Below are 19,346 nucleotides of genomic sequence, written 5' to 3'. Positions count from 1 at the left end.
ACCTGAGTTGACCGATATTCTCAACGCGATTGTTTTACTCTTGAATTTTGTATTCCTGCCAGGCTTGTCATATGGATCCCAACTGGCCTTAGGGGCACTTGCCGTTACCCTGGTGTACGCTATTTTAAGATTTGCCAACTTTGCCCAGGGGGATACCATGGCCTTGAGCACGGTTATGACAATTTTACTGACATGGCTGCTGCAACACTTCGGCATCACCCTGGGCTTTATGCCAACGGCTCTTTTGGCCCTGCCACTGGCCATTATTGGGTGCCTGATCTATATCATGCTGGTGGACACATTTGTATACCGATACTATCGACGACAAAAGAGCAAACCCATTACCATTGTTATGGCATCCGTCGGGGTCATGTTTGTCACCGGCGGAATTGTCAGGTTTGTTTTAGGCCCGGACCATCATATCTTTGCTGATGGCGAACGATTTATTATTACGGCCAGGGAATTTAAAGCCATGACAGGTCTTGCAGAGGGACTTGCCATTAAAACATCTCAATTTTTAACCATCACCATTGCGATTTTACTGGTGGGGTTTGTGTTTTATTTTTTACAACGCACAAAAACCGGCAAAGCCATGCGGGCATATGCGGACAATGAAGACCTGGCATTGCTGTCCGGGATTGAACCCCATAACATTGTCCGGGTGACCTGGATACTGGTGGCAATTTTGACAACAATTGCCGGGGTTTTGTATGGCCTGGATAAAGGATTTATGGCCACCTCATACCATCAATTGTTATTGCCCACTTTTGCAGCCGTTATTGTTGGGGGTATCGGCTCGCCACCCGGGGCCATTATCGGTGGTTTCGTGATTTCTTTTTCAGAGCTGATATTGACTTACGCATACAAGAAATTTTTCATTTACCTGCTGCCGGAAATATTACAACCCGATAGCCTGTTACAATTCCTTGGAACAGAATACAAATTTGCTGTTTCGTTTGTCATCCTGGTGATTGTCCTGTTATTGCGACCAACCGGAATTTTCAAAGGAAAAGTGATATGAGCCGATACACGATAAGAGTGGGGGTGACGTTTGGCACGATGTTGCTGTTGCTGCTCACGGTGGGGTTTGGCCAATCATGGTCTGTGTGTTTAAGTATTTTAAACCTGTGTTTAATTTCAGCGATAATGGCCATGGGGGTCAACATTCAATGGGGATATGCCGGATTATTTAATGTCGGCATCATGGGGTTCACCGCTTTAGGCGGCCTCAGTGTGGTACTGATTTCAAAAGACAGCGTCCAAGAAGCCGTGAATGCCGGTGGGATGAAAATGCTGATGGCCCTGATCATCTTTTCACTGTCCATTGTCTTGAGCCATTATTTTTATAAACGATTTAAAAGCAAATGGATGGTCAGTGCCACCTTACTGGCGGGTTACATAATAACCCGATATTTCTACCTGGATGCCGCCCAGTCCATTGAAGCGATAAATCCGGCGTTTAGCGGTTACCTCGGCGGTCTGGGATTACCCGTTCTGTTGTCATGGATAACGGGGGGATTGTTTGCCGCTGCTGCTGCCTGGTTGATTGGCAAGATTTCTCTGGGGTTGCGTACAGACTATCTGGCCATTGCAACCCTGGGAATTTCGGAAATAATTATCGCCATTATCAAAAATGAAGACTGGCTGAGCCGCGGTGTAAAAAATATAACTGCCATTCCACGACCGGTGCCCTATGAAATTGATTTGCAGCAAGTTGACTGGTTTAAAGAGATGGTGGCAACAGTGTATGCCGGCCGGCTGGATCTATTGCCGGTTTCTGAACAGGCATCCGCCTTAACCGCATATGCGAGTGATGCGTCAATTGTACTGGTAAAACTGTGCTATTCAGGATTGTTTATAGCGGTATTGCTGCTGATTATCTTTCTGGCCAGTCTCGCCCTTGATTCACCATGGGGAAGGATGATCCGGGCGATCCGGGATAATGAAATCGCCGCTTCTGCCATGGGCAAAAACGTAACAAAACGTCATTTGCAGATATTTGTTATCGGTTCCGCCATCGCCGGGGTATCCGGTGCCATGTTAGTGACCTATAATGGTCAGTTCACGCCAGGGTCATACATCCCCTTAAGATATACATTTTTGATCTGGGTGATGGTGATTGTGGGCGGATCGGGCAATAATCTGGGATCGGTTGTGGGGGGATTTTTAATCTGGTTTCTCTGGATTGAGGCAGAACCTTTCGGGTTTTGGCTGGCAGATGTATCCACCTCATTTTTAGACAAGGAAAATTCCATCCGACAGCATTTATTGAACAATGCACAATATATAAGATTAATCTTCATGGGGGCGGTTTTATTGGTGGTTATGCGGTTTAGTCCCGACGGCATACTGCCTGAAACAAATAAAAAATTATAACAGGGAGGATTGTATGAAAAAGTATCTTACGTTCATGGTGAGTGTTGCAATTGCAATCAATATGGTCACTGTATGTGTTGCCGCGGACACCGTAAAAATTGGTATATTACAAGCATTTACCGGGCCCATCGAGTCCCTCACCCCACCCATGGCCTCAGCAGCTGAATTTGCCATCAATGAAGCATCCGATTCCGGAATGTTTCTGGGGGGGACAAAAATAAAAGCGGTTCGTGCGGATTCAACGTGTATAGACGCCGCCGCTGCGACAGCGGCAGCGGAAAGACTCGTCACTGTGGAAAAGGTTATTGCCATTGTGGGTCCCAGCTGTTCCGGAACCAGTGCGGCTGTGGCCAACAAAGTTTCTGCCCCCAATGGGATCACCACCATCTCATCATCCGCCACATCAGCGGCATTGTCTGAACTTAATGATAACGGATATTACTTTAGGACCGCGCCTTCTGATGCCAGGCAAGGCCAGATCCTGGCCAAGATAACCATGGAAAAGGGGATTAAACAGGTGGCCATCACCTATACCAACAATGACTATGGCAAAGGGTTATCTGAATCCTTTGGAAAGCGGTATAAAGAGTTAGGCGGTAAAATTTTAATGATTTCTTCCCATGAAGACGGTAAAGCCGATTACTCGGCAGAGGTCGGTACATTATCGGCTTCCGGAGCTGATCACCTGGTCATATTCGGGTTTATTGATCAGGGTGGCAAGGGCATTATCCAAGCCTCTCTGGATTCGGGTGCGTTTGACAGTTTTATCTTTACAGATGGGATGATCGGGCCGTCATTGACCCAGCATTTTGGTAAAGCATTGAACGGTTCCTACGGGACCATGCCGGGGGGTGAAAATGAGGCCACTCAAAAATGGAAAGTGATTGCCAAATCCGCTGGAATTGCCATTGATGGCCCATTCCGGGGGGGGTCCTATGATGCTGCCGCGCTGATTATTCTGGCTGCCCAGGCAGGCAATTCCGTGGACAAAGCCAGCATCCAGAAACATGTCATGGGGGTTGCCAATGCACCTGGCGAGAAAATTTTTGCCGGAGAACTGAAAAAAGGGCTGGAAATTTTAGCCAAGGGTGGCGAAATTGATTATGTCGGTGCTGAAGATGTAGAATTTAATGACATTGGTGAAGTGTTCGGTTCCTACCAGGAAATGGAAATCAGGGATGGGGAATTTGTATTCGTCAAAACCCATTGATTGATTGACGGTGTCGATAAAGCCCATTCACGGGACAGGCTTTATCGACACGCGTCATTAACTCAACTTTCGGAGTTGGTCATTTTTAAATGGGGTCAGGCTTTCCTTATGGCACTTTTTACCCGTCTGGTAATGAAATAGTGATAAAAAGCACAATAAAAAAAGCCTGACCCCGTCCATTAGAGCTAAAGTCCGAAAGTTGAGTCATTAACCCCATTCATCCATAAGAAAAACCGGCCTGTCGTTCTATACGGATGCGGCCTTTATTGCAGCTAAAACCCGTTCAGGGGTAAACGGCATCCGCCGCAGCCGTCCGCCGGTGGCATTGAAAACCGCATTGGCCACCGCCGGGGCCAACGGCATGATGCCCGGTTCACCGATGCCACCGATATCCTCATTGCTTTTTACAATATGAACGTTAACATCGGGTGATTCACTCATCGTGGCGATTCGATAATCATCAAAATTCCCTGATGCCACACCGCCATCGGCAAACTGCACCTCCTCGAACAGGGCGGTGCTCACGCCTAAGACGACAGCCCCCTGTATCTGGGCCTCCAGGGGATCCGGATTGACCACCGGGCCGCAGTCCACCGCCACATCCACCCGGTGAACCTGAATGATGCCGGTCTTCTTGTCCACTGACACCTCTGCCACCTGGGCAATGTTTGTACCGAAACTACTGTGCTGGGCAATGCCCCGGCCCCATCCGTCCGGCAGGGGGTTTCCCCAGTTCGAGTTAAGGGCCACGCTTTCCAGAACCCGGCTGGCGCGCATATGCCCCGTCAGGTTTTCCAGACGAAAATTAAGGGGGTCTTTGCCGGCCATATGGGCCATCTCGTCCATGAAAGACTCTGTGGCAAAGGCATTTACAGCATTTTGAACGGATCGAAAAGGTGCCACCGGAATGGGCAGATCGGACAAAACCAGGTGGATGGAAAAATTCGGAAACGTGTAGGTCATGTTTGCCTTGGCAGGTGACTTGGGTGAATCCCATAATCCCCACAGACAATACCCATCAATACCGTTTTTGACCTCAGCCCCCATATGCTTTTTCAGAGACAGGCTGGCCACTTTATGGTCCCAGACGATCATCTGATTGCGGTCATCCAGACCTGCTTTGATTCTGTGGGCCATGGCCGACCTGAAATAGTCTGTTTTAATGTCCTCTTCCCGGGAATAAACCACCTTGACGGGCTTTCCCGAAACCTTGGAAGCAATGGTCGCCTCGACAATCTGATCCGGCCTGGCCCTTCTGCCGAGTCCGCACCCCAGTAGTGTGGTGTGAAGATAAACCTTTTCCGGTGGCAATCCTGATATTTGGGTTGCCACCATGTGACCCAATGTCTGGCCCTGGGTAGGGGCATAGATATCGCATTGGTCTGCCCGGACATCTGCCGTGCAGGTCTGGGGTTCCATAGTGGCATGGGAGATACACGGAATGTAGTAGGTTGCCTCGTGGATTTTTGATGCCGCATTGAATGCCGTTTTGACATTGCCCCTTGTAATCACATTGGCGCCCGGTTTTTCAAGATCCTTGATAAAACTTGATTCAATGGATGCCGTGTCCATCCCGGGATGAGATCCCTTATCCCATTTCGTGTCCAGGGCATGCCTTCCTTTCTCCGCAGCATCCAGGGTCTCTGCCACAACCGCAATTCCCCTGGGTGTGGGAACCACCTTTTTTACCCCTTTAATGGCCATGGCAGCATCTGCATTAAACGATAGATGTTTGGCGCCATACGCCGGCGGGCGGGACAAAACCGCATAATGCAGGTCCGGCAGATCCACGTCCAAACCGAAAACGGCCTTGCCGCTGACCTTTTCCGGAATGTCGACCCGGGGCATGGCCTTGCCCATATATCTGAATTCACTCGGTTTTTTAAGAACCGGATCCTGGGGAACCGGCAGTTTGGCGGCATTGAGGCTTAATTCACCATAGGTAAAGCCGGCACCGGATTTAAGGTTGACCACTGTCCCCTTGATGGCCTGGCAATGGGATGCCGGAACTTTCCATTCTCGGGCAGCCGCGTCTATCAAGACAGCTCGACCGGCAGCCCCCGCCTTTCGCAGGGGCCAGTAAAATCCCCTGACACTGGCGCTGGCAACCGTCAGTTGATTGTGTAAAATGGGATTTTTAAATTCTTCTGCAGCCGGGGCCTGAATAATTTCAAGCTGATCCCAATCCGCTTCCAGTTCATCGGCAATGATCATGGGAAGGGCGGTCTTCACGCCCTGGCCCATCTCGGAATTGGGGACCATGACCTTGATAAGGTTATCCGGGGTAATCTGATAAAATGCACTGGGCTTGAACCCATCCATGGCACCCGTTTTGGTGGCCGCGTTGACCAGTTGGATTCCCAGGGGGGTAACATAGGCGGCAATGGTCAAACCGGAAGCGGCCAGAGAGTTCTTGAGAAACGTACGGCGTGTCATATTTTTTTTCATGATGACGAGCCCTCCTTTTGCATGATGTTGATGGCCGTTTCAACCCCTTTTTTCATGCGCTGATAGGTGCCACAGCGACAGATAATATTGTCCATGGAATCGAAAATCTCCTGGGGGTTAGGATTTTTGTTTTTTGCGAGGAGGCCCGCAACCTGCATGATGGTGCCGGGCTGGCAATACCCGCATTGAACCACCTGTTCTTCAATCCAGGCCCGTTTTACCGGATGATCTTCGGGCAGTCCTTCAATGGTCGTAATGTTTGCGCCGTCAGCATCCACGGCGGTCATCATACACGATCTTTCCGGTTCACCGTCAATTAGCACCGTGCAGGACCCACACTCCCCAATACCACAACTGAATTTGGTTCCGGTGAGGTGTAAATGATCCCTCAGAACCCATAGTAATGTAACATCTTCAGGAACATCTAAGGTATAATTTTTGCCATTTACTGTTAACGAAATCATACAATCATCTCCTTTTTATGGTCTATGGTTTAATGCCGCTACTTTCGGATTTCCCTTCCCTAAAAAACGATGAGCCCAGGAAATTGAAATAATTACAGAACAGTAACAAAATTTCCCGTCTTGAATATATAGTGATATTAAACAAAAAAATCAAGCTCAGGAAATGATTATAAAAAGGGTTCTGGGATCATTCAGATCCCCTGGGAATACTTTGGCTCCCCACAATGATACGCCCCTGGGCATATCATTGACGAAATCAATCCTTTTTCTCAGTTGAAACGGCCAACCCATGTGTGATATTGTATAAAAATACAATCCTGCCTCATACAATTGTCGCTACACTGGGTGGTGACGATCATTGTTGTCTGTTAACCTAAATCAAGGAGGACGATATGGACAAAACCGATTTAAAAAAACTCCTGGCCGGCCTGAGCATTGCCGGATTGGTTGCCGGTGCAGGACTGACAGGCTTTGGATGCTCAACCGCCTGAAGTGCTGAGAAAAAAGCCGGTGCAGGTAGCACCGAAACACAGCAGACGGAAGCGGAACAAAAACCCCCGGCAAAGAGTGGCTGAGGCTAGTATCGTCAGTGCCGTTGGCATTGATTAACAATTTCCCGGGCTTTGAACCTTTCGGCAGTTTCAAAGCCCGACTATTGAAATAGAAACAGGAAAGGCCTGTGTGCTTTATGATGGCTGGCATGCGGGGCCTTATTTTTTAGCGGTAACCTGAAGTGGGATATGATGCACAAAACAGTCACAGACATACTTCTAAGGGACCCCAAAATCTTTCCTGCCACCCGGCAATGCATGGATGATGACCTGTTCCGGGAGATGGCCGCCACAACCGACGCTGTGGAAGCTTTTGTACTAGCCCTCCAGAAAAACACAAAAAAGTTCAACCTGCCGGCCTATCTTCCCGAGCTGGCGGCCATGGAAGGGCATGCCTTCAAACTTGCCAACCGCTTCATCCGTATGGATCCCTATTCAGACCATCGTGTCATCAACCCCGGACTGATGATTTTTTCAAACACCTGGAAACATCTGGCAGCACGTTTGAACGGTGACATCCAGGGACATCTGCCTGTGAAAGGGAATGAACAGGTCATGGTCTGGCCGGACCCCATTAAAAGCAAACCAATGGTGCAACCGGTCACCCGCCAGGACCTGCTGGCTTTGAAAATAACCATGGAAAACCTGAAACCGGAACAGGTGGCAGACCTGGCTGGTACGCCTATTGCCACCATTAACAGCGCTATTCTTCGGGCGCTGGACAGGGGCATCCTTCTGGGGCCGAAACCCGGCATCGTTAGGACATGCCAATGGGATCCCACAAAGGCCGCCATTGACAGTGAATCTGTACCGGCCGCCTTCAGAACTGCCAGGGTATTTGCCCTGCAATGGCATATTACCCAGGCCTGTGATCTTCACTGCCGCCACTGTTATGACCGCACGCCCTGTGAACCGCTGACCCTGTCCCGGGAAATCGCCATTCTGGACAGCCTGTACGATTTCTGCCACACCCATCACCTGTTCGGACAGGTTTCTTTCACCGGCGGCAATCCCCTGCTGCATACCAATTTTCACCGGTTGTACCGGGAAGCCTCGGACCGGGGGTTCTTCATTGGCATTCTGGGCAATCCGACAACCCGGGATAAGATTGACTCTCTCATGGCCATCCAGGTGCCTTCGTTCTATCAGGTGAGCCTGGAAGGCCTTGAGCCCCACAATGACTATATGCGCGGAAAAGGACATTTTCAACGGATACTGGCTTTTCTGGACATCCTCCGGCAAACGGGTATTTACTCCCAGGTCATGCTGACCCTGACCCGGGATAATCTGGACCAGGTGATCCCCCTGGGCGAATATCTCAAAGACCGCGTAGACCTGTTTACCTTTAACCGGCTTTCCCTGATGGGGGAAGGGGCAAACCTCATCATGACGGATCCGGACACGTACAGCGATTTCCTTGAAACCTATGCCCACGCCGCTGAAACCCATCCTGTCTTCCAGCTGAAAGACAACTTGTTCAACATCCTCCTTCACAAAAACCAATCCCCGCTGTTCGGCGGATGCACCGGTTATGGATGTGGCGCCGCCTTTAACTTTGTCAGTGTTCTGGCCACGGGAGAGGTGCATGCCTGCCGAAAATTCCCTTCACCCATCGGCGACATCACCCGGCAGTCATTGGCAGAAATATACCACTCGGATATTGCCGAGCGATACCGGAAAGGACCTGACGACTGCGGTTCCTGCCGGCTCAACCTGGTCTGCAGGGGATGCATGGCCGCCGCCCACAGTTACAGCCTGGATGTGTTTACCCGGAAGGATCCATATTGTTTTTTTCAGGGTTGACTTGCTCTGGGCAATATTATACCGATTCACATGAGACAACAATTGTTTGAATGAAAAAGAAGGCAATATCTTAATTAAGGAAACCCAATATGAGCACCTATTCCTGCACCCCACCCTCAAATACTGTTCCTGACCGCCCCCTTGAAGGGGAAGAAAAAGCCCTTGCAGACAGCATCCTGTCATCCATTATCCGGCCGGATGCCGTTGTGGAAGACATCATCGCAGGCCCCAAATTCATTGCAGTGACGGCCGGGGGCCGCATGGGGCTCTCCTCCCTGTTGGGGGCAAGTCCCCGGGAACACGAAAAGGATCTGGAACATCAAATGGTTGGCAAACCGGTCAAAGACGTGGTCGGATTGATTCGCAAACCGTCTCCTTTTGGCATTTCTCTTGGGTTTGCCGCATTGAATGCCGGCAATGCCCCGGACCCGAATCAGGTTGAACCGTCGAATTTTCCGGCGGATGATCTGATCGCCAGGCTCGGCAAAGATAAAATCACTGGACTTGTGGGAGAATTCCCTTTTGTGGACGCATTAAAAGACCGCGTGGGCACCTTTCATTTGTTTGAATTAAGGGATCTCCCCAACGCTGTTCCCCGGGATCAATGGGAAAATGTGCTGGCCGAACTGGAGGTCTTCGCTGTTACAGGGACCGCCCTTTTAACCCGCAGCATGGCCTGGTTCCTGTCCCGGGCACCCCAGGCCACCATCGTGATTATCGGCCCCACCACCCCGGTGTCCCCTGCGTTGTTCGACCACGGGGCAGACTATCTTTGCGGCTCCGTGGTGACAGACAGGGAAAAAGTGGGTCAGGGAATTCGCGCCGGCCTCCCGTTTAAAGCGGTTAAAAAAAATGGAGGGATTGTTTTCACTCAATGGGAAAAATAACTCCCTTGAATTGAAAGTTTGTTTTATATTTAATGGCACATCAAAATGAGGGATTTTTTTAAGGTGATCCGTGGAAAAGAGAAAAGCGTGCCACGAAAAAAATCCCTCTTTATTTTGTTATCTACCCATCTGCTTACCGAGAATAATAGGCCACGATAGAGGCCTTGGCCAGCACATTCTGCCCCAGATAAAAGCCCACCAGTTCCGATGTCGCGGCTGCGGGTAACCCTAATGTCTCTGTTTTAAGGGCATAAACCGTAAAGATATACTGGTGGGGACTGTCTCCCGGCGGTGGGCAGGCGCCGCCAAAACCGGGTTTCCCATAACTTGTCATGCTTTGAATACTGCCTTTGGGGGCAATGGCGGCGGTGATATTGCCGGCGTTTTTTGCAAGGGAGTGAACCGTGGCAGGAATATCATATATCACCCAGTGCCACCACCCACTTCCTGTCGGTGCATCAGGGTCATATACGGTGACGGCAAAACTTTTTGTGCCTGCCGGAGCATTTTTCCAGTTCAACTGGGGAGAGATGTTTTCACCGCTGCAGCCAAACCCGTTAAATATCTGTTGATTGGATAATTGTCCGGCAAGGTCCGGACTTGAAAGGGTGAATCCCTCTGCATGAACAATGCTTGCTGCTGCAAGAAGACTGATTCCAAACACTATTAACCATACGCTTTTTTTCATACGTTTCTCCTGTGTCATCGTTTGTTTGCTGATCAACGGCGATAGGGGGTATTTCAATTGACACCAGTTTGAAGCAGCAGAAAACAGATATGTTTTTTAAATATCAAATTTTTTCCCCATTCAACCCTGAGATCAGACAAAGTACTTATCGCTATGAATCATTAATGGGCCATTCTCTTTTCCTAGTAAAACTAGGGAAATTTAGAATAAAGAAATGCCCCTGTCAAGAGATTTGTCGCTTTTTTATAGCTGTAATTTAGCCATAATCCAGGACGATATCGGCAATTCTCCGGCTTGCATCCCGACAATAAAATCGATACACTGTCTGTGACAAATGGAAACCAAACAAATCTTTAAAAGGAGAACGTTATACGCCCATGAAACTACTGATCTGTGGAAAAGGCGGATGTGGTAAAAGTACCGTGGCCGCCATGTTAGCTGTCAGCATGCAGCAAAGAGGCAAAAGAGTTTTTTTACTGGATGCGGACGAATCCAATGTCGGTTTATACCGTATGCTGGGGTTGAATATACCTGAACCGCTCATGGACAGCCTGGGGGGGAAAAAAGGATTTCAGGAAAAAACAAAAACGTCCGGGATTTCTCTCGATGGCCGACCCCAATTGTTCCCCCAAAATTTAAAAATGGATGAACTGCCTGACAAGTGTATCGCATCATCAGAAGGGATCCGGGTGATGTCCCTGGGCAAAATCCACCATTTTGGAGAAGGCTGTGCCTGTCCCATGGGAAGACTTTTCCGTCTGCTGTTTTCATCCCTCCGCCTTGAGCAGCAGGACCTGGTGATCGTAGATACAGCTGCCGGCGTAGAACATTTCGGGCGCAATCTTGACGGACAGTGCGATCAAATCCTGTGCGTGGTGGATCCGTCTTATGAGTCCATTATGATGGCGAAACGGGTGACTGTTTTTGCCGGAGAAGCCCATCTGCCGGTATCCGTTGTCCTCAACCGGGTGACCCCGGAGAGTGAAAACCATCTCAACGCCGCACTGGCGGGTGTCAGCATTATCGGCCAGCTGCCGGACAGCCAGTCAATATTTTTAAACAATCTGAAAGGCAATCCCCTGAACGCGGCAATACCGGAAATGGAATCGGTGTGTGATGCCATTGAAATTGCATGGGTTTAACCTGAAATCAGCCGCCGCAGCGTTACCGGGTCTCCCCTCATTCTATGGGTGGGAGGCCAGGGTGGGAAAAAAGCCTGACCCTGTCCATTAAAGCTGAAGACTGAAAGAGTTATCGTGATACCAATATATATTTTGAAGGAATACAGATCCTTATCGGGTCGTTGCAATTTAATGCCGGGAAGTGTATATCAAGGGCCAGAAAAAAATGATATGAAAGGTTGAAGCCTCTATGGGACCCCATAAAGTCAGGCTGATGATGAAGGCTGAAAGAGATCGGGCCAAGAATCGGTTCAGACGACAAAAAAATAAAAATTATCTGGCCAAACCCGGTATCCATGACTGCATCATTGTACTGGATCATTTAAAGCCCTCCTATAATATCGGGAAAATTTTCAGGAGTGCCGAGGCCTTTGGTGCCCATGAAGTTCACCTGGTGGGGATCGATTTTTTTGATCCTGCGCCGGGAATGGGCGCCTTTAAATGGGTGCCCACCGTATTTCACAACACGTTTTTTTCCTGCTATACCCGCCTGATGAACAAGGGCTATGTCCCGTTTATCCTGGAACCCGGCAAAGGAGACTCCATTACCCAAACAGCAATGCCCCTTAAAAGCGCCTTTATCTTCGGTCACGAAGAATTCGGGATCAGCTTTGAACCGGACTTGTTTCCCGGGATCAGGCGGATGACTATCCCCCAGTTTGGCAAATCCCAGAGTTTGAATGTGAGTGTGGCCGCTTCAATTCTTCTGTACGAATACAGCAGGCAGCATGAAAGGATTGACAACAACCAACGGAGTTCTTAAACTTGGAAACTATTTGGAACGACTGTTACCGGCAACCATAAAAGGACGAAAAACCGCATATGAAAACACAAAAAATAATTGACCATATTGTCCAGTGGCTGGATACCTATCTTGACAAATCCGGTTTATCAGGGTTTGCCGTTGGTGTGTCAGGCGGCATCGATTCTGCTGTTACATCCACCTTGTGCGCCAAAACCGGCAAACCCGTTCTTGTGCTGAACATGCCCATCCACCAGGCAAAAGACCAGGTATCCCGATCGTTGAACCATATGGCATGGCTTGAAAAGCACTTTGATACCGTCAACGGCATAGACATGCCACTAACCCCGATTTTTGACCAGATGAAAGCAAGCTTTCCCGGTCACATACAGGACGGCCTGACCATGGCCAACACCCGGTCAAGGCTCCGCATGCTCACCTTGTATGCGTTTGCCTCCAGCCAGAAACTGCTGGTGGTGGGAACCGGCAATAAAGTTGAAGACTTTGGTGTGGGCTTTTACACCAAGTACGGGGATGGTGGCGTGGATCTTTCCCCCATTGCCGACCTGATGAAAACCCAGGTTTATGCCCTGGGAAAAACCTTGGGGATCAGTGACGATATCCTGACAGCCCCCCCAACAGACGGACTCTGGGAAGACGACCGGACCGATGAAAGCCAGATCGGGGCCACCTATGAAGAGTTGGAATGGGCCATGCAGTACCTGGAATCCCCTCAAAAAAACACTTTGAATGACCGACAGCAAAAAATCATTTCCATCTATAAAGGATTTCACGCTGCCAATAAACACAAAATGGACCCCATACCGGTTTGCCATATTCCGGATGAATTAAAGCGATAACACCTGAAAAAATAATTTTTGAAATTTGTATGGAGGAACAATGAATACCGGAAAAATAAGCCAGCGCATTAAATATTTTATGGAAAAAAGACACGTCGGCATTGAAGACCTGGCAACCGCCACCGGCCTGAAAAAAGACTTTATTGAGACCATGCTTGACGAAAACGTTTATCCGCCCCTGGGGCCTTTGATGAAAATCGCAAGGACACTGGGGGTTCGGCTGGGAACGTTTCTGGATGACCAGGAAACTACGGACCCGTATATTGTTCGCAATGCCGAAAAAAAATCTCAATTCAGTGTTCTGGCAGAAAAGAACAAACCCACTTCCCTGAACTTTTTTTCCCTGGGTAAGGGGAAAACCGACCGACACATGGAACCTTTTTTTGTTGAAATTTTTCCTGAGTCAGCCAGCCAGAAATCCCTGTCCTCCCATGAGGGAGAAGAATGGATCGCTGTTATTAAAGGCAGCATTGAAATTATCTATGGCAAAGAGACCCATGTTCTCAATGAAGGGGACAGCGTTTATTACAATTCCATTGTCCCCCACTATGTGAGCTGTCTGGGGGATGAAAAAGCACAGATCCATGCGGTCATCTATATACCTGAATAGCCGGAGGGGACAAACATGGAAAATCAACACCCGTTAAGAGACCTTACCCTGGGACAGATTCTGGATCACACCGTGGCCAGATTTCCCGACAATGAGGCCATTGTTTATGTGGACCGGGATTTTCGGCTGACCTATCGTGAATTTTCTCTTTTAGTGGATGAAATGGCCAGGGGACTGATGGCCCTGGGCATTCAAAAAGGGGAAAAAGTCGCTGTCTGGGCCACCAATATTCCCTACTGGGTCACCCTGCAATTTGCAACAGCAAAAATCGGCGCGGTTCTGCTCACCGTGAACACCAATTACAAAAAAGCAGAGCTGGAATATCTTTTAATCCAGTCTGAAACCGAAAACATTTTTCTGATTGACGGTTTCCAGGACACAGATTATGTAAACACGCTTTATGAATTGGTTCCAGAGCTCAAAACCCAGCAGAGGGGCAGCCTTTCCAGCCGAACCTTTCCCCACCTCAAACGGGTGGGATTTCTCGGGCAGGAAAAGCACAGGGGCATGTATTCCATTCCAGAAATCAAGGCATTGAGTGTCATGACAACCCATGACGAGTATCTTGAAAGGCAAAACCAATTAAGTCCCCATGATGTGGTCAACATGCAGTATACCTCGGGAACCACTGGATTTCCCAAGGGCGTGATGCTCACCCATTACAATATCGGCAACAATGGTTTTTTTATCGGTGCAAACCAGAAGTTCACTGAAAAAGACCGGGTCTGTATTCCCGTGCCCCTGTTTCACTGCTTCGGATGTGTGCTGGGGGTCCTGGCTGCTGTGAACCACGGCACCTGCATGGTCATCCTGGAAGGGTTTGATCCGCTGCTGATCATGGCCTCTGTGGAACAGGAACGCTGTACGTCCCTGTATGGGGTTCCCACCATGTTTATAGCAATCCTGGATAACCCCTTGTTTTCAAAATTTAATTTTTCATCCCTCAGGACCGGTATCATGGCCGGTTCCAATTGTCCCATCCATGTCATGGAACAGGTCATCGAGAAAATGAACATGACCGATATCACCATCATTTACGGACTCACCGAGGCATCGCCGGGCATGACCGGTACGCGGATCGGGGATGAATTACGGCTCAGGGTGGAAACCGTGGGACGGGCATTTCACCATGTTGAGGTAAAGGTCATTGATATTGAAACAGGAGAAACCGTTTCCCCGGGTGTCCAGGGAGAAGTCTGCTGCCGGGGATATAATATAATGAAAGGGTATTACAACAACCCCGAGGCAACCCGACAAGCCATTGACGCAGACGGCTGGCTGCATTCAGGTGATCTTGGTGTCATGGATGATCAGGGCTACCTGTCCATCACCGGCCGTCACAAGGATATGATTATACGGGGAGGCGAAAATATCTATCCCCGGGAAATCGAAGAATTTTTGTACCGCATGGAGGAGATCAAAGACATCCAGGTGGCTGCGGTTCCCAGCGAAAAATATGGAGAAGAAGTGGGGGCGTTTATTGTCCTTAAAGAAACCGCTGACATAGATGAAAGCGATGTCATTGATTTTTGCCGGGGCCAGATTGCCCGGTATAAGATCCCCAGATATGTTCACTTTCTGGATGCCTACCCCATGACAGCCAGTGGAAAAATACAGAAGTTCAAGCTCACTGAATTGTCAGAGGAGCTTTGGCCGGACAGGCGCTAGCGCCCCAGTCTTACACGTCATTCAACCGTATCTCAATCTCCTGAAACGAGTCACCTTTCAGGAGATTGTTTACTCAATTTTCAGTCTTCATTTGTCCTCTCCCGGAAGCAGGAAGCAACAGACAAAACTCAACAGGGAGGCAATGAAAACCACCAGGAAAATCGAAGAAACCCCTTTTAGAACTGCTTCCTGGAGAATTCTGCCTTCACTGGGGGCCATCATGGCGACAAACTCAGGTTTAAACAAATTTTCCACACCCGCCCGAAGCTGGACCAGAAGTTGCGGGTTCAATCCCTGAGTTGCCGTTTCCAGGCGATTCAACAGGCCGGATGTGGCCAGTCCCCCGCAAATCCCAACCCCGATGGTTCCCCCAAGGGTCCTTGAAAACTGATGGAAAGACGTTGCCACGCCCAGGTCTTTTATTGACAGGCTTTCCTGAACCAGAATCAGCGTTGCAAGGGTAACAAATCCCATACCCAGTCCCACCAGTTGAAAGGTGATAAACGTGTGAACCATGGTGGTGGTCAGGTTAAATCCAAGGGTCAGGGTACTGCCGACCACCAGCAGCGCCCCACCGGCCAGGGCAGCTGTTTTAGCCCCGATCCGGTCCATGATTCTGCCCAGGACAAGCGATCCCACAGACCAGCCAAGACTCAATGACAGCATGGCCCACCCCACCTGCATGGGGGTCTGGGTCAATGCCCCCTGGAGAAACAGGGGGGCGTATGCAAACAGGGAAAAAATGGAAAAACTGCTGAAAAATGTGGCCAGATTGCCATAGGCAAATCGTTTATATTTAAAAAACCGGAGATCAAGAATGGGATCTTTGGCCCTTTTTTCTGCCAGATAAAATCCTGCGGCAAAAAAAAAGGTCACAAAAACCAGGGCCGCCATCGGCCATGACGTCCATTCAAATTCCCTGCCACCCACCATAAAAAGCGTTAACAGGGACAGGATAAATCCAGACAAAAAAAGGACCCCGGCAATATCCAGATAAATGGTGGTTCTCTTTTCCCTGAAGTCCTTAAGGTAGTGCCAGATCCCGACAAACGAGACGATCCCCAGCGGCACATTGATATAAAAAATCCATCGCCATGAAAAATAGGTCACAATAAACCCGCCCAAGGTCGGTCCGATCACACTTGAAATTCCCCAGATGGAACTGGCAAAGGACAGGGTTTTTACCCGCTGCCCGGGCAGAGAGGCTTCTGAAAGTACGATATACACTAAAGCAAACACACCGCCTGCCCCGATCCCCTGGAATATACGGGCAGCAACAAGAAAAGACATGGAAGGGGATGCTCCGGCTGCCATGCTGCTCAAAATAAACAGTCCAATGGAAAATAAAAACAGTTTTTTCGTATCAAACAGGTCGCATAACTTCCCAAATACCGGCAGAGAAACGGCCCGGGCCAGGAAATAAGCGGAATACACCCATGCATACAGGTGAAGTCCACCCAGATCGGTGATAATCGTCGGCATGGCTGCGGTCATGACAAGGGCATCCATGGCGCCCAGGAACAACGCCAGAAGAGCTGCCCCAATGATCAACCGCCGACTGACCTGTGTCATTTGATTTACGTCCATCATCTACCCCCTTTTCCAGGATTCAAGAACGGCTCGGGCACCTTTTACGCTGGTCTGGGACAGCATTTTCCCGGCATATTCCCTGGTATCGGCCATGTTCAGGGTCATGATGGTTTGCTGAACCCTGGGCAAAAATTGGGGATCAACACTCAGGGAACGGATGCCAAGTCCTAGTAAAAAAGGGATATACGCATCTTCATGGGCCATTTCACCACACACCGATACATCAATGCCATGGATGACGGCAGCCGCAACAATTTTTCCGATACCGCGATTCACTGCCGGGTGATGCGGAATATAATGGTCTGCCACCATTTTGTTAGAACGATCAGCAGCCAGCATATATTGAATAAAATCATTGGTGCCGATGGAAAAAAAATCCGCTTCCCTGGCAAATTCATCCAGGGTCTCAAGCACCGAGGGCAGTTCCACCATCATCCCCAGGGCCGCGTCCCGGTTGAATTCAAGTTGTTCTTCAGAAAGACAGGCCATGCAGTCCCGGACAATCTGTTTTGCTTCCAGGAATTCATCAATGGATGAAATCAAAGGAAACATGATCCTGACCTGTTTTTTACCGGCTGCGGCCCTCAAGATGGCCCGGATCTGAAATTCAAATATATCCTTATATTTCAGAGAAAACCGAATGGACCGGAGTCCCAGCTCAGGATTGGTTTCCCGGGGTCCATCACCATAGGCAAGGGTTTTTTCACCGCCGGCATCCAATGTCCGGATGGTGATGGGATGGTCTGGCATTTCATCAAATAATTTTTTATAGATACGATATTGTTCGGCTTCCGTGGGAAAAGTGGCCCGGATTAAAAAAGGAAATTCCGAGCGGTACAAGCCGATACCTTCTGCTTTGAGTCGTCGGGCAAGGGACATTTCACTGAGCAGGTTGATATTGGCCAGCAATGTAACCCGTTCATTATCCAGGGTATGGGTCTGATGCTTCATGGACACGGAACGGGTCTGTTTTTCAGTCGTTAACCGTGTTTCAAAAAGCGCTATCGTTTCTTTTTCAGGGTTGATATAAACATTGCCCTGTTCCCCGTCCATAAGGATTTTAGTGTTTTCAGGCAGGGTTAACAACTCGGGTTCCTCAGTAATGATCAAGGGCAGTTGGAGTGACCGCGCCAGAATCGTCACGTGGGATGTGACCCCGCCACTGGCAAGGATAATCCCTTTGATTCCTCCGGAAACAAATTTCAGGATATCAGACGGATACACCTGCGTTGCAATGGCGATATTGCCTTTTTCATACCCGCGATCTTCCTGCCTGGCTGTTAACTTATTCAGGATTCGGATACTCAGGTCCTCAACATCCTGGGCCTTCTCTTTCATGTAGGCATGGGGACTGGATGAAAAGATGCCAATATACTGGGTGGCGACTTTTCGAACGGCATCACAGGGGGGGGTCCCCGCATCAATGAGCATCTCCATTTTACCCATGAAATTCTTATCTGATAATATCATAAAATGTGCTGTGAATATCAGGGAAGCACTTTCCGGCAATCTTCTGACAAAAGTTTTTTGAAGTGCTTTAAGTTCCCGGGTGGTTTTTTTTATGGCCGTGAGAAAATCGTCTTTTGAACAGACCGGTTCCGCCGGATCCGGCGCATACAACAGGGTTTTTTGCTGTTGATTCAGGATGACGGCATTTCCCATGGCATATCCCCTGGTGGCGGCTTTCCCCTTAACAAAGGCCAGGGGTGCCGACACGGTTTTGCCACCTTTGGTATGGGCAAGCTCAATCAACAGCCCTGCGTTTTTTATGGACCCGGCAACCTGGGTAACAACCGCCTTGATGGCTCTTTCATCAGAGATGTCAAAGTGATCCATATCCCTGTGCTGAACCGCCAGCACACCTATTTTTTCATCTCCCCATTTGATGGGAACACAAAGAAAAGAATGAAACGGGTCCTCTCCTGCTTCCGCAAAATATTTAAATCTCGGATTTTGGGTGGCATTGCCTTCCCGGACAATGGAAAGGGTTTCAAAGGACTGACCCACAAGTCCTTCGCCGGGTTTCATGCGTATTTTATTGACCGCTTCCGGTTTAAGCCCCTTGGTGGCCTTAAGGGTTAAGCGGGTTAATTTTTTATTGTACAGATAGATGGAACAGACCGGGGCATTGAAATGCTGTGCCACCAGGTCAACAGAAAGTTGAAGAAAATCTTCAAGATCTGAACTGCCCGTGACCAGGTCTGCCAGTTCACTGATATGAAACAAAAGATTAAGGTAACTGGAATCTTTTTCCTGCATAAGATAGTG

Annotated in this window: 15 protein-coding genes and 1 pseudogene; 11 read left to right on the top strand and 5 right to left on the bottom strand. The window is 49.1% G+C overall.

Annotated elements, in window-relative coordinates; all coding sequences use genetic code 11:
- Positions 1 to 7: 7 nt before the first annotated feature.
- From Q1Q15_RS04705 to Q1Q15_RS04695, 3 genes are read left to right on the top strand one after another with little or no spacing between them, the layout of a single operon-like run.
- A complete protein-coding gene (locus tag Q1Q15_RS04705; protein WP_300457184.1) occupies positions 8 to 1,021 on the top strand; it encodes a branched-chain amino acid ABC transporter permease in 1,014 nt (337 codons plus the stop codon).
- Positions 1,018 to 2,376, top strand: a complete 1,359-nt coding sequence (locus Q1Q15_RS04700) for a branched-chain amino acid ABC transporter permease (protein ID WP_300457182.1) — start codon at positions 1,018 to 1,020, stop codon at positions 2,374 to 2,376. Before Q1Q15_RS04705 ends, Q1Q15_RS04700 begins: the two co-directional genes overlap by 4 nt.
- A gap of 13 nt (positions 2,377 to 2,389) precedes the next feature.
- The gene (locus tag Q1Q15_RS04695) at positions 2,390 to 3,586 is read left to right on the top strand and encodes an ABC transporter substrate-binding protein (protein ID WP_300457180.1); all 1,197 of its coding nucleotides are present in this window, start codon (positions 2,390 to 2,392) and stop codon (positions 3,584 to 3,586) included.
- A 246-nt stretch (positions 3,587 to 3,832) separates the two neighbouring features.
- On the opposite strand, the gene Q1Q15_RS04690 is transcribed toward Q1Q15_RS04695, so the two are convergent.
- Both Q1Q15_RS04690 and Q1Q15_RS04685 read right to left on the bottom strand, forming a co-directional pair.
- A complete protein-coding gene (locus Q1Q15_RS04690) occupies positions 3,833 to 6,034 on the bottom strand; it encodes a molybdopterin cofactor-binding domain-containing protein (RefSeq protein ID WP_300457178.1) in 2,202 nt (733 codons plus the stop codon).
- Complete coding sequence (locus Q1Q15_RS04685) at positions 6,031 to 6,498, bottom strand: 2Fe-2S iron-sulfur cluster-binding protein (RefSeq protein ID WP_300457176.1); 468 nt, start codon at positions 6,496 to 6,498, stop codon at positions 6,031 to 6,033. Before Q1Q15_RS04685 ends, Q1Q15_RS04690 begins: the two co-directional genes overlap by 4 nt.
- A 392-nt stretch (positions 6,499 to 6,890) precedes the next feature.
- Here Q1Q15_RS04685 and sbtA point away from each other — a divergent pair, with 392 nt between their 5' ends.
- The 3 genes from sbtA (at position 6,891) to Q1Q15_RS04670 (ending at position 9,739) form a co-directional block, all read left to right on the top strand.
- Entirely contained in the window at positions 6,891 to 7,073 is a 183-nt protein-coding gene (sbtA, locus tag Q1Q15_RS25445; RefSeq protein ID WP_363320864.1) for an SbtA family thio(seleno)oxazole RiPP natural product precursor, read from the top strand.
- 165 nt (positions 7,074 to 7,238) lie between these two features.
- On the top strand, positions 7,239 to 8,852 hold the full coding sequence (sbtM, locus tag Q1Q15_RS04675; protein WP_300457174.1) for a thio(seleno)oxazole modification radical SAM maturase SbtM: 1,614 nt from the start codon (positions 7,239 to 7,241) through the stop codon (positions 8,850 to 8,852).
- 89 nt (positions 8,853 to 8,941) lie between these two features.
- Positions 8,942 to 9,739, top strand: a complete 798-nt coding sequence (locus Q1Q15_RS04670) for a DUF364 domain-containing protein (protein WP_300457172.1) — start codon at positions 8,942 to 8,944, stop codon at positions 9,737 to 9,739.
- Between the two features lie 133 nt (positions 9,740 to 9,872).
- On the opposite strand, the gene Q1Q15_RS04665 is transcribed toward Q1Q15_RS04670, so the two are convergent.
- Positions 9,873 to 10,427 (bottom strand): YbhB/YbcL family Raf kinase inhibitor-like protein, encoded by a 555-nt coding sequence (locus Q1Q15_RS04665; RefSeq protein WP_300457171.1) that lies wholly within the window; start codon positions 10,425 to 10,427, stop codon positions 9,873 to 9,875.
- A gap of 371 nt (positions 10,428 to 10,798) precedes the next feature.
- Between Q1Q15_RS04665 and Q1Q15_RS04660 the strand changes: the two are divergent.
- From Q1Q15_RS04660 to Q1Q15_RS04640, 5 genes and pseudogenes are all read left to right on the top strand, one after another.
- Positions 10,799 to 11,569, top strand: a pseudogene (locus tag Q1Q15_RS04660) (P-loop NTPase); the annotation flags it as partial.
- Positions 11,570 to 11,798: 229 nt separating this feature from the next.
- The gene (locus Q1Q15_RS04655) at positions 11,799 to 12,371 is read left to right on the top strand and encodes a TrmH family RNA methyltransferase (RefSeq protein WP_300457170.1); all 573 of its coding nucleotides are present in this window, start codon (positions 11,799 to 11,801) and stop codon (positions 12,369 to 12,371) included.
- A 59-nt stretch (positions 12,372 to 12,430) separates the two neighbouring features.
- Positions 12,431 to 13,210, top strand: a complete 780-nt coding sequence (gene nadE / locus Q1Q15_RS04650) for an NAD(+) synthase (protein WP_300457168.1) — start codon at positions 12,431 to 12,433, stop codon at positions 13,208 to 13,210.
- Between the two features lie 40 nt (positions 13,211 to 13,250).
- Positions 13,251 to 13,820, top strand: coding sequence for a cupin domain-containing protein (locus tag Q1Q15_RS04645; RefSeq protein ID WP_300457166.1), 570 nt, complete (start codon positions 13,251 to 13,253; stop codon positions 13,818 to 13,820).
- Between the two features lie 15 nt (positions 13,821 to 13,835).
- Entirely contained in the window at positions 13,836 to 15,488 is a 1,653-nt protein-coding gene (locus Q1Q15_RS04640) for an AMP-binding protein (RefSeq protein WP_300457164.1), read from the top strand.
- Between the two features lie 87 nt (positions 15,489 to 15,575).
- On the opposite strand, the gene Q1Q15_RS04635 is transcribed toward Q1Q15_RS04640, so the two are convergent.
- Together Q1Q15_RS04635 and ptsP are read right to left on the bottom strand one after the other, a co-directional pair.
- Positions 15,576 to 17,078, bottom strand: coding sequence for an MFS transporter (locus tag Q1Q15_RS04635; RefSeq protein ID WP_300457162.1), 1,503 nt, complete (start codon positions 17,076 to 17,078; stop codon positions 15,576 to 15,578).
- Positions 17,079 to 19,337, bottom strand: a complete 2,259-nt coding sequence (gene ptsP, locus Q1Q15_RS04630) for a phosphoenolpyruvate--protein phosphotransferase (protein WP_300457160.1) — start codon at positions 19,335 to 19,337, stop codon at positions 17,079 to 17,081.
- Between the last annotated feature and the right edge of the window lie 9 nt (positions 19,338 to 19,346).

Origin of the sequence: Desulfobacula sp. (assembly GCF_030145145.1) — a bacterium.
Taxonomy (GTDB): Bacteria; Desulfobacterota; Desulfobacteria; order Desulfobacterales; family Desulfobacteraceae; genus Desulfobacula.
The sequence above is the reverse complement of the archived record's forward strand: the minus strand, read 5'-3'. Positions and strand labels throughout refer to the sequence as shown.